Annotated in this window: 11 protein-coding genes; 10 read left to right on the forward strand and 1 reads right to left on the reverse strand. The window is 50.8% G+C overall.

The window, feature by feature from the left end:
• Window positions 1–126 precede the first annotated feature (126 nt).
• Window positions 127–909 (reverse strand): DeoR/GlpR family DNA-binding transcription regulator, encoded by a 783-nt coding sequence (locus tag B1H56_RS02065; RefSeq protein ID WP_066520578.1) that lies wholly within the window; start codon window positions 907–909, stop codon window positions 127–129.
• 514 nt (window positions 910–1423) lie between these two features.
• Here B1H56_RS02065 and B1H56_RS02070 point away from each other — a divergent pair.
• From B1H56_RS02070 to B1H56_RS02115, 10 genes are all read left to right on the forward strand, one after another.
• Window positions 1424–2575, forward strand: a complete 1152-nt coding sequence (locus B1H56_RS02070; protein WP_082771061.1) for a substrate-binding domain-containing protein — start codon at window positions 1424–1426, stop codon at window positions 2573–2575.
• 143 nt (window positions 2576–2718) lie between these two features.
• Window positions 2719–4209, forward strand: coding sequence for a sugar ABC transporter ATP-binding protein (locus B1H56_RS02075; RefSeq protein ID WP_242861996.1), 1491 nt, complete (start codon window positions 2719–2721; stop codon window positions 4207–4209).
• A 2-nt stretch (window positions 4210–4211) separates the two neighbouring features.
• A complete protein-coding gene (locus B1H56_RS02080; protein WP_066520581.1) occupies window positions 4212–5171 on the forward strand; it encodes an ABC transporter permease in 960 nt (319 codons plus the stop codon).
• A 52-nt stretch (window positions 5172–5223) separates the two neighbouring features.
• Window positions 5224–6213, forward strand: a complete 990-nt coding sequence (locus tag B1H56_RS02085; RefSeq protein ID WP_242861997.1) for a zinc-dependent alcohol dehydrogenase family protein — start codon at window positions 5224–5226, stop codon at window positions 6211–6213.
• Between the two features lie 72 nt (window positions 6214–6285).
• Window positions 6286–7152 carry a transketolase gene (locus tag B1H56_RS02090; protein WP_242861998.1) on the forward strand — a complete coding sequence of 289 codons (867 nt, stop codon included), beginning with the start codon at window positions 6286–6288 and terminating at the stop codon, window positions 7150–7152.
• A 7-nt stretch (window positions 7153–7159) separates the two neighbouring features.
• Window positions 7160–8125: a transketolase family protein gene (locus B1H56_RS02095; protein ID WP_066520583.1), complete on the forward strand. Its 966-nt coding sequence runs from the start codon at window positions 7160–7162 to the stop codon at window positions 8123–8125.
• A 50-nt stretch (window positions 8126–8175) separates the two neighbouring features.
• Window positions 8176–9309 carry a glycerol dehydrogenase gene (locus B1H56_RS02100; protein WP_162938952.1) on the forward strand — a complete coding sequence of 378 codons (1134 nt, stop codon included), beginning with the start codon at window positions 8176–8178 and terminating at the stop codon, window positions 9307–9309.
• 48 nt (window positions 9310–9357) lie between these two features.
• Window positions 9358–10020: a deoxyribose-phosphate aldolase gene (deoC, locus tag B1H56_RS02105; protein ID WP_066520715.1), complete on the forward strand. Its 663-nt coding sequence runs from the start codon at window positions 9358–9360 to the stop codon at window positions 10018–10020.
• 43 nt (window positions 10021–10063) lie between these two features.
• Window positions 10064–11575, forward strand: coding sequence for a xylulokinase (xylB, locus tag B1H56_RS02110; RefSeq protein WP_066520584.1), 1512 nt, complete (start codon window positions 10064–10066; stop codon window positions 11573–11575).
• A 26-nt stretch (window positions 11576–11601) separates the two neighbouring features.
• Window positions 11602–12054: a hypothetical protein gene (locus B1H56_RS02115; protein ID WP_147554695.1), complete on the forward strand. Its 453-nt coding sequence runs from the start codon at window positions 11602–11604 to the stop codon at window positions 12052–12054.
• Window positions 12055–12115 lie beyond the last annotated feature (61 nt).

The raw sequence follows: 12115 nt of genomic DNA on the forward strand, positions 1-12115 counted from the left end.
ATCTCCTCCTTAAAAGGCCGACAAAAAAAGCCCAATATAGTCGGCAAGGCAGCTGTAAAGCCGCAAAAGCATATAGGATAGAAGAAACACAAATATTATCTGTATCTGGCGTTGGGACGTTTGCTGTTACTTATATACGTTGATATTTTCGGATGCATAGAAATCCGTATATTCCTTTGGCAGCCTTTCGGAACAAATAATATTGTTGATCTCTTCAAGCGGGCAGACGCACAGGAACGTACGCTTGTTGATCTTCCCGCCGTCCAGAAAAACATAAGTCTGATCCGAATTGTTCAGCAGATAGGAATATAAAGGGAGCTGGAAACGCTTGATAATAGAGTAGCCATATTCTAGATCGATACCGTCAACCGTGAAAAACGCTTTATCAAAATAAAGCTTGGGAAGCAGGCCGGTCGAAAATTCACTGAGGGTCTCTATGTGAGTGCGCCCGACAAAAATATCGCCGCCGATCAGCATCACGGAGACCGCCGGAGAGGTGGCCAGTTCCACAACTGCATTTACATTGGTCGTAACAACGGTAATGTTTTCGATTTCTTTAATATATCGGCTCATCAGCGTACAGGTAAGCCCACCGCCCAGAAACAGCACATCGCCCGGTTCGATGAGCGACGCGGCTATACGCGCGTTGCTGTCCTTGGTTTTGAAAAATGGGTCGTCCTGACGGATTTTTGCATAATCAAAAAACGTATTGACGGTTTCCTGCTTGATTTTTTGTACTCCGCCATGCATTTTCCTCAGTTTGTTTTTGGATACCAGAAGATTGATGTCTCTGCGAATAGTAGCGATAGAAGCGTCGGTCAGTTCACACAATTCGCCGGTCAGCGCGGTATTTTTTTTGTTGACATAATCAATGATTTTTTGCCTTCGTTCCAGTGGAAGCACGATCATTGCCCCTTATCATTTATTGCCGCAGCAAACGGCCAAACCCCATCTTTTTCCATTCTAATCCCTATTGAGTGCGTTGTCAATGATTTGCAGGAAAAAGCGCCTGAAATAAATCACAGAAGATCGTTTTATTGATCTTTTGTGATTTATAAGCTTGAAAAAGGGAAAAGCACAGCCGCTGACAGGGATGAGAAAACAGCGTTTTAATAGGACAAATGTGGAAAAAACAATGTTTATCGAAAAGAAAGATTGACGGAAACAAAAATAAATTTATAAAAATTAAACGAGAAATACCGATATAAAAGCTGTCCTTGGAGGTTTCCATGGGGATGGATGACTATATATAGATCGATATTAGCGAATAATATGAAAATATTTGATAAATTATGAATTTAATTATTGACATAAATGATTTATTATGATAATCTTCTGGATGAAGAAGCACAAATGTTAAACAATCTGAACTTTTTTACATGTTACAACCCAAAACTAAATGAACCACAAAGGAGAGGAAAAGATGAAAAAACTTTTAGTAGTTGTACTTTGCGTACTTTTTGTGATCGCCTTTGCAGGATGCGCGGCGGGCGTATCGCAGCCATCTGCTTCGACAGCGCCGGAAGCATCGGAAGCAGCGCCGGAAGCATCAAAGGCGTCGGAATCTGCTTCCGCAGAAACGGCGGACGGACAGTTCAAGGTAGGTTTTGCGATCAGGACGATGGACGGAGCCTATTATAAGACGCTTGCCGATGATGTTGAGAAAATGGCGAAGGAAGCCGGATGGGAATGCGTGGTCCTCAATGCGGAAGACGATATCGCGAAAGAGACCGAAAATATGCAGACACTCGTTTCGATGGGTGTCGACCTGATTTTCCTTGATTGCGTAGACCCGACGGCGGCGGTGGCGAGCATCCAGCTTGCGACAGACGCGGACATCGGCGTTATTAACCTCGACAGTGGCGTGGACGACGGAACCGCGCAGATCACGACGGTATACTCCGACAATGAACAGAACGGCCTTAAAGTCGGACAGGAATTCGTGAAAACGTTCAATGAGAAAAACGGAGCCGATACGGCGATCAAAGGAATCCTGCTTTCGGGAAACAAGGGAAGCATCGCAGGCGAGCAGCGCAGGCAGGGTCTGATGGCAGGCATTATCATGGAGCGGACCGGCTGCACGGAAGAAGAGGCATGGACGGCGGCCAAGGAGCTGGATCAGCAGGTCATCAGCGGCGGGAAAGGCGAAAATGCGGACGCAAACTTCACAATTGTAGGCCAAGGCTGGGGCAACTGGACAGAGAATGGCGGCCTCGAGGCGGCGGAAGACATCCTGACGGCGAACCCGGATACGAATCTGATTATGGGCGAAAACGACTCGATGGTGCTGGGCGCGATGTCGGCGATCGACAATGCGGGCAAGAAGGCAGGCGAAGACATTATGCTGATTGCGGCAGCAGACGGTTCGTTCAGCGGATATGATGCGATCAAGGCAGGCACATTCCTTGCAATCGGCCAGAACAGCCCCGGTAAAATTGCCGAATTGGGCATGCAGATCGCCAAAGAGATCCTGGTTGACGGACAAGATGCGGCAAGCTACGATCCGATCACGATGACCGAAGCGATCGCGGTTACGAGCGAAAATGTCGAGCAGGAATACGATTACGGATTCTGATTGCAGACTGTAACGAATCACATGGACGAAACTGGAAGTTGTAGCAAGTAAAAAGCCGTGCGTCCCACCTCCTGCGGTGGGCGCACGGTAAAAGATTGCCATAGAGGATTAAGAATGGCTTGGAAAGGGAGGTAAAGACGACAGTGGACGAATTGAGGCTGGATATGCGTAATATCAAAAAGCATTTCGGCGGTGTAAAAGCTTTGGACGGCGTGTCGTTCAGCGTGAGGCCCGGCGAGGTCCACGCGTTGGTGGGAGAAAACGGAGCAGGTAAATCAACGCTGATGAAGGTACTGTCAGGCGCGTATCAAAAAGACGAAGGTGAAATCTACATCGACGGGAAACCGGCGCAGATTACTTCGCCGAAGGAAGCAAAGGAATTGGGCGTAGCAGTCGTATATCAGGAATTTATGCTGGCTCCTGACCTGACAGTAGCGGAAAATATTTTTATTGACCGGCTTTCAAAGGGGCGCAGCATCATCAACTGGAAGGAGCTGAGGAAAAGCGCCCAGGAAGAACTGAGCAAACTTGGTTTTTCCGATATCTCGCCGGCGGTAAAGGTGGGAACGCTCAGCGTGGCGCACCAGCAGGTTGTGGAGATTTGCAAATGCCTTACGCGCAATGCGAAGGTGTTGGTCCTTGACGAACCGACGGCAGTTTTGACGTTTTCGGAGATCGAAAAATTATTTGGCATCATTGAACGGCTGAAAGCGGAAAACGTAAGTGTCATTTATATTTCGCACCGTCTTGAGGAAATATTCAGGATTAGCGACAATATAACGATTCTCAAGGACGGCGGATATGTCGGCACGATGGCGACAAAGGATGTGGACAAACAGAGGGTCATTAATAAGATGGTCGGCAGGCCGCTTTCGACAATGTTTCCGCCGCGCAGCGCCAGGATCGGCGAGGTGGTGCTTTCGGTATCGGGCCTCAGCACGGCAGGATTTGTAAGGGATATTTCCTTCGAGGCGCACGCTGGTGAAGTGCTAGGTTTCAGCGGACTGGTTGGGTCCGGACGGACGGAAATCATGAAGGCATTGTTTGGGATTGCCAAGAAGCAGGCGGATAAAATTGTATATCTCGGCAAGGAAGTCGATTTCAGGCATCCGCAGGAAGCGAAGGACGGCGGGCTTGGATATCTGCCAGAGGATCGGAAAAAAGAAGGATTGCTTTTGAATCAGTCGATCAAGATCAACACGACGATGCCCATCATAAAGCGGATCACGACGAAAACGGGCATATTGAAAAAGAAAAAGGAAGAGGAGTACGTTAAAAATATCCTGGCTGACCTGGCAACCAAATACGGCGGGATCGAAGATAACGTAAGCAGTCTTTCAGGCGGCAACCAACAAAAAGTCGCGCTGGCAAAGTGGGTCGGCGTAGGCTGTAAATGTATTATTCTGGACGAACCGACGCGCGGCGTGGACGTTGGCGCAAAAATCGAAATTTATAATATCATCAATAAACTGGCGGAAGAGGGCGTGGCGATTATTATGATCTCGTCCGAAATGCCGGAAATTATAGGGATGTGCGACCGGGTGATCGTTATGCGCCAGGGCATGATTACCGGAGAAGTGGATAAAGAGTCGCTTTCGGAACAAGAACTGATCAATTATTCAATGGGGGGCTGAATATGAAAAATCCAAATGGAAGCAGTATTAAAAAAATACTGATCGAAAATAATACTTATCTGATCTTTGCGGGACTGTTTGTCGTTTGCTGCTTTATGTCTCCCAGCTTTTTTACGCCAATGAACCTGACGAACATTATGCTGCAGCAGATTGCGCCGATTCTGGTGGCGATCGGCATGCTGTTCGTTATCCTGACCGGCGGGATCGATCTTTCGGTCGGCTCGATTATGGCGCTGGGCGCGTCGCTCTGCGCGATACTGATTACGGAAGCAGGCATGGCGTGGTGGGGGCTGGCGATCATTGTGTCGGTTGCAGTTTGTGCCCTGCTGGGCATTGCAACGGGCATTCTGGTGGCTTATCTTAAGTTCCAGGGGTTTGTGGCGTCCCTTGCCATGATGACCATTGCACGGGGAATCGCGTTTATGCTCACGAACGGTTCGCCGATCAAGATGGAAGACGGGACGCTGAATACCCTGGTAAAAAGTGAAAGCGGCTATCCAATCCTGATTATCGGACTGGTTATCATACTGGCGTTTATTTTCATCCAGCATTTCACCTCCTATGGACGCATCGTAATTGCGACAGGAAGCAATATAACGGCGGTGGAGCTTGCGGGCATCCGCGTGAAAAAATATGTTTCGTCTGTCTACATCGTGTCTGCTGTCCTGTCAGCGTTTGCGGGCATACTTGTGGCGGCGAGGTCTTCAACGGGTACGGCTACCATTGGGGACGGACAGGAGCTGGATGCGATTGCGGCCTGCGTAATTGGCGGAGCAAGCCTTGCGGGAGGCAGCGGCGACGTATTGAAGGCTGTATTTGGCGCGCTTGTGCTGGCGCTCATCACAAACATCATGAACCTGTGTGCAGTCCCGGCTTATCCGCAGGATGTCATCAAGGGACTCATCATTGTGGGCGCCGTATTGCTTCAGGTCACGACAAACAAAAAGGATGAAACGGTCTGAAAAATATATGAGGTGTGAGATGAAAGCAGCTGTTTTTACAGGAAAACATCAATTGGAAATCAGGGAAATGCCCTGTGTCGAGCCAAAAGAGGATGAAGTGCTGATCCGGGTGCGGTTTTGCGGCGTATGCGGTACGGACGTTCATATTTACGAAGGAGACAAAGGCTCCGCAGAGGTAGATGGGGAAACCATACTCGGGCACGAGCTTTCGGGCGAGGTTGTGAGGACGGGTAAAAGCGTCACACGCATCCGCACTGGCGACAGGGTGGCGGCCGACCCGAACGACTATTGCGGGACCTGCTATTACTGCACCAATGGCATGAAGCATTTATGTAATCGTATGGTGGGCCTCGGGACAGCCGCGGACGGCGGTTTCGCACAGTATCTGACAGTTCCTGAACGCTTGGTCTATAAAATACCGGATTCGGTGTCCTACGAACAGGCGGCGATGATTGAGCCGATCTCCTGCTGTCTGCACGGAATCGACCTCACGGACATCCGTCCCGGAAATACGGTGATGGTCGTAGGCGCCGGGAATATCGGAATGATTATGATACAGCTTGCGAAAAGCGCAGGCGCGGCGAGGGTCATTGCGGTCGACCCGGTAGAGGTACGGCTTGCACGGGCGAAAGAATATGGCGCTGAAATTGTAATCAATCCCACTAAGGACGATACGGAGGAGGTCCTCGGAAAGAACAATGTGGAATGCGTCGACCGGGTGATCGATTGCGCCGGGCGCGTCAGCACGGCTGAATACGCAGTCAGGTATGCGGGAAAGGGCGCCGTGGTAATGCTGTTCGGCCTTACAGGGCCGGACGATGTGGCGGGAATAAAACCGTTTGAGCTGTTCAAAAAAGAGCTTACGGTGAAGGCCTCCTTTGTTAATCCGGATACGTTTGCACGGTCGATTTTTTTACTCGAAAAGGGCATTGTGGATGTAGACAAAATCATTACAGACATCGTGCCGCTCGAAGATATCGGGATGGTGTTTGATACCAAACTTTACAGTAAAAACGGCAAAGTATTAATCAACTGTGAATAAACGGGCGGGGGACGAAAGAGAAGCGCACCTGTTTTTCCCGGCAGGGAAAAACAGGTGGAAGAATAAGATGGAATGGAAAACAGAAAGATGAATGAAACAAAGCGACAGGAGATGAAGGCATTTTCCAGGCAGATCCGTATAGAGCTTCTGAAAATGCTGAAATGGAGGAGATACGGGCACCTGGGCGGCGCGATGTCCATCGTGGAGCTGCTCTCGGCACTGTATAAGGACCAGCTGAAGCATGACAGCGGAGACCCGAAGAACGATGGCCGCGACTATTTGGTGCTGTCCAAGGGACATTCGGCGGCATCGCTTTATTGCGCGCTGATGTTGGAGGGATATTTTGAGCGGGACATGCTGTATACGATGAATGAAGGCGGGACAAGCCTGCCTTCCCATCCGGATCGGCTGAAAACGCCGGGGATCGATGTGACGACGGGTTCGCTCGGACAGGGGACCTCTATCGCCGCCGGGATCGGTATGGCGCTAAAAATGCAGGGAAGGCGACAGCAATATGTTTACCTGGTAGCGGGCGACGGCGAGCTAAATGAAGGGCAATGCTGGGAAGCGTTCCAGTTTATAGCGCACTATCGGCTGGATAACGTGATCGTGATTATCGATGAAAATAAAAAACAACTGGACGGATATACCGAAGAAATTATTGCTCCGCAGGATATTGTGAAGAAGATGCAGGCGTTTGGCTTTACGGCCGATCGTGTTTGCGGAAACGACGAAGAGAAAATATCGCTGGCGATCAGCGCATGCAAAAAACGCAAGGGGCAGGCGTCCTGTATTGTACTGGATACGGTGAAAGGACAGGGCGTGGACTTTTTTGCAAAAATGCAGGATAACCATTCCGTGAAATTTAACGAGACGGTGGATAGCGAGGCGGACAAAGCAATTTCAGAGCTGGAACGGCAGCTTGCGGAAGGGAGATAAGCAAATAATGTGGAAAATGATATCGGGCCAGTCCCCGGCGGAAGGAGAAATGGGCGCGGCCTTTGCAAATGCGCTGGTAAAAATAATGAATACGAACCGCCGCATAGTGGCGATGGACGCGGACCTTGCGGATGCTTCCAGGTTTTCGATCATCAAAAAGAAAGTGCCGGGACAATTCATTGAGATGGGAATCGCGGAGGCCAATATGATCGGGGTCGCGGCGGGCATGTCGATACGAGGCTTTATTCCCTTTGTACATTCCTTCGCGCCCTTTGTGACAAGGCGCGTCATGGATCAGGTGTTTATGGCGGGAGCGTATTCCCACAACACGGTCAATATTTATGGATCCGACCCGGGTGTGTGCGCAGCGGCGAACGGGGGCACGCATTCCTCCTACGAAGACGTAGCACTTTTTCGCTCGATCCCTGAGGCGATGATCTTTGATCCGGCCGATACCGTACAGCTTGAGTGGCTGGTGGACCGGTTGGCGGAAATGAAAGGAGTTCATTACATCAGGGCGAACCGTAAGGGAGTACCGCAGATTTATGAGACGGGCTCTACCTTTGAGATTGGAAAAGGCAATATACTCGTCAATGGCACGGAAGCGGTTATTTTCACAGCCGGGATTTTATTGCGGGATGCGCTCGACGCGGCAAAGATGCTTGGAGAGAAAGGAATTTCTGTGGCTGTAGTTGACCTATTTACAATAAAGCCTCTGGACGTTCCGCTGGTACGGAACTGCGTCGAGGGCAAAAAACTGGCCGTGACTTTTGAAAACCACAGTATTTACGGCGGACTCGGAAGCGCTGTAGCCGAGGTGATGGCGGAATGCGCACAAGCGGTCCCGCTAAGGCGCATCGGTGTACAGGATCGCTTTGGGCAGGTTGGCCCGGTGGAATACTTGAAGGAAACATTCGGCCTGACGGCAAAACATTTGGAACGGGAAATAGAACAGGCGCTCCGGCAGAGGTGAACCGGGGAGAGCCGAGGAAAGGAGAGGCCGGAGAATACCGGCGGATGCATATGGGAAGAGTAGAAAGTACGACAAGAGGTTGGTGCTCGGCGGGAAGATATATCCAGGGACCGGGAGAGTTTGATAATATTTTTTGCTATACGGGGAAATTCGGCCACCGTGTTTTGGCGGTTGTGGACCAGTTTTTTTATGTGGAAATGTCCAGGAAACTGAAAGAACTGGCAGGCAGGGGCGGCAGCAGTGTGGAAACGCTGATTTTTGACAGTGAAGTAACGGAGGAATTGATCGGGGAGTATGCGGAAAAGGCCCGAAGGTTGGAGCCGGATGTAATCGTGGCGGTCGGCGGAGGAAAAACGATCGACGTTGCCAAAGGAGTGGCATATAAAACGAAAAAACCCGTTATTATCGTTCCTACGATCGCTTCGACGGATGCCCCGGCAAGCGCGCTCTCGGTTATTTACGAGGCAAACGGGAAACATAAAGGGGAATGGTTTTATGATGTCAGCCCGGCGGTCCTGATCGTAGACAGCAAAATCATTGTGGATGCGCCGGTGAGGTTCCTGGTCTCCGGGATGGGGGATGCGCTAGCAACCCTGTTTGAGGCGGAAGCAAATTGGAATTCCGACAGTCCGAATCTTGTCTATCATAATGAAGGCGGTTTCCGAGCTACCTGCGCAGGCAAAGCGATCGCCCGGGAATGCCTTGCGGTCATCATGGAATATGGAATAAGCGCGAAAATCGCAGTGGAAAACCACGTGGTGAATGAGGCGCTGGAAAATGTGATCGAGGCAAATGTACTGCTGAGCGGAATCGGATTTGAAAACAACGCGACAGCGGGCGCGCATTCCGTTGCGGACGGACTTACTGCACTGCCGGAAGGCGCAAAGACGATGCATGGGGAAAAGGTAGCGTTCGGCACTCTGTGCCAGCTTGTTATGGAAAACCGCGATCCAGAGATGATTGATGGGATTTATCGCTTTTGTGCATCGGTGGGCCTGCCCATAACCTTAAAAGATCTGGCCGTGGAAGCAAATAGGCAGAACATAACAGCGATTGCGGAAAATTCTATGCATTCCTGCTGGCAGAACGAGCCGTTCAAGGTGACAGAAGAGATGGTAGAAACCGCGATTATTATGGCCGATGCACTGGGAAAACGCTTCTATGAAAAAGGGAGCATTTGCTGATTTGCACGTTTTATAGTAGAAAGGAAGAAGAAGATGGAGAGAAACGAAATGGAACTGAACCCGCGGGCAATTGCAGCATATATCGATCACACGGTTTTAAAACCGCAGGCTTCGCTTGCGGAAGTGAAAAAGATATGCGAGGAGGCGAAAGAATTCCGTTTTGCAAGCGTATGCGTAAATCCGTGCTATATCCGCTATGCGGCGGAGCAACTGGAAGGAAGCGGCGTCACGCCCTGCTGCGTGATCGGTTTTCCTCTGGGGGCGTGCACGCCTGAGGCCAAGGCGTTTGAGGCGGCCGATGCCGTAAAAAACGGCGCTAGGGAAGTGGATATGGTGATTAACGTAGGAGCAATCAAATCGGACGACTGGAATCTGGTGGAGCGCGATATAGCCGGAGTTGTCGACGCCGTGCGAGGAAAAGCAATCGTAAAGGTCATTTTGGAGACATGCCTGCTGACGGATGAGGAAAAGAAGCGTGCGTGCGATGCGAGCAAAACGGCGGGTGCGCATTTTGTAAAAACGTCCACCGGGTTTTCAACGGGAGGAGCGACGGAGGAAGACGTTCGCCTGATGAGGGAGGCCGTAGGCCCGGACATAGGGGTAAAGGCTTCCGGAGGCATAAAGACTTACGGGGATGCGGTCCGTATGATCCGTGCCGGCGCAAATAGGCTGGGCACGAGCTCGGGCGCGGCGATCGCCAAAGGGAAATAAACGGGCACGGCCTGAAAATGTCTGTAAATAAAGAGGTGCGAATATGGCGGTGATATTGGGGATCGATCTTGGGACCCAAAGTGCAAAAGCGATTCTTTTGGATTCTGAAAAGGGGACGGTTGCAGTTGCGGGGAAGGATTACGACGTGATGGTGCCTGCGGCAAATTTTGCCGAGGAAGATACAGGCCAGTGGTGGGAAGCGGTAAAATGTATTCTGGCGGTATTGAAGGAAAAAGCCCCGGCGGAATTCGCGGCGGTCGCATGTATAGGGATCACGGGACAGATGCATGGCGTTGTGGCGCTCGATAAACAATGTGAGGCGGTTATGCCGCCAATTATTTGGGTAGACCAGCGGTCTAAAAAGCAGGTGGAAGAAATTTACCGGAAAGTGGACAGGGAAGACATTGTTTCCCATATCCATAACCGTATTTTTACCGGTTTTGCATTTCCGTCCCTGCTGTGGATAAAGCAAGAGCGCCCAAAGCTCTATGCAAAAATAGATAAGATATGCAGCCCCAAGGATTATATTCGGCTGAAGCTTACCGGAGAACTGGCCTGTGAGGTGACGGATGCCTCTGCGACGACCCTGTTTGATCTGCCGTCGCGCAATTGGTATTACGAAATGACAGACCTGTTTGATATAGATAGGCATATCTTTCCGGAATGTTATGAATCCATCGAAATAGCGGGAAGCGTGACGCAGTCTGCCGCCCGTGAAACAGGGCTTAAAAAGGGAATCCCGGTGATCTATGGATCGGGGGACCAAAGCGCGCTGATTATAGGAAACGGTGTTTATAAGGAAGGACTGATGGTCGCCAATATTGGTACGGGCGCCACCATGGCGACCTGTTCGGCAAGCGACATCTATGACCGGGAACTCCGCATCCATACGTTTTGCAATGCCATTGAAAAATCTTATGCCGTATTCGGGGCGATTCTCGGCGGCGGGATCTCAATGCACTGGTTGCGGGACAATGTTTTGAAGGCCAAGGATTATCCCGAAATGACAGGGCTGGCCGAAGAAACGGAAGCGGGAAGCGAGGGACTGTTTTTCCTGCCCTATCTCGGCGGGGAACGTACACCGCATATGAACCCGGATGCGGAAGGAATGTTTTTTGGGCTGAAGCTGAAGCACGATACGCGTCATCTGGTGCGTTCCGTGATGGAAGGCGTTGTGTATGCGATGAAAGATTGCCTTACGGTCCTGGAGGAAGTGGGGGTCAGGACAGACCGGATCATTGCTTCGGGCGGTGGGGCAAAGAGCGCGCTTTGGCTGCAAATGCAGGCGGATATTTTTGAAAAGGAAATCTCCGTGACCAGCGCGCAGGAACAGGCGGCGCTCGGGATTGGGCTTCTGGCGGGGATTGGTACGGGAATCTATAAAGATGCGGAAGAGGCCTGCCGGACAGCGATAAAGTTTGAAGACAGGAAGTATGTGCCGAACAAAAACAATCTTGAAATATATCGCGGTGGATATCAGACTTTCCGTGCTCTATACCGGGCCAATGAAGGGATTATGAACCATGTGGCGGAAGTATGGAGCGGCAGGGACTGAATAAAAAAGCGGAGAAAGGAAATAAAATGAAGCTTTTAATACAGGATTGGAAAGATGGATTGATCGACGGTGTGGAAGTGCAGATGATAAACGAGGTCCGGCCGACGGGAGATTATTTTGACTGGCGGCCGTCGGATATCGTGACGAAATTCGCGACGAACGAAATATCAGGCGGGCTTGTCGAAGGAAGGTTCAAGCCGATTGAATACGATGAAGTGGAATACCACATCGACGCGGAGGTATTCTACTTCGTATCGGGCGAGGGAGTGATGCTGTTCTGCGACCTGCGGGAGGGGGAGGCCGTGCCGGAAAGTTACGTGATGCTGCGCGTGAAGGCGGGGATGCAAATCAGCGTTTCACCGGGAAAGGCACACTTTGTGCCAATTTCTACCAACAGGAGCGAGCCGGTAAAAGCGGCGGTAGTCTCTCCGAAAATGGAAGCGCTGATGGTGCCCTTGAAAGAACGGGCGGAAGCGTAATAAAAGGCAATGGCTCATAGGAAACAATAACCCCCCGGAACGTTCCGGGGGGGTTGTCTGG

The organism is Christensenella minuta, from assembly GCF_003628755.1.
Classification (GTDB): Bacteria; Bacillota; Clostridia; order Christensenellales; family Christensenellaceae; genus Christensenella; species Christensenella minuta.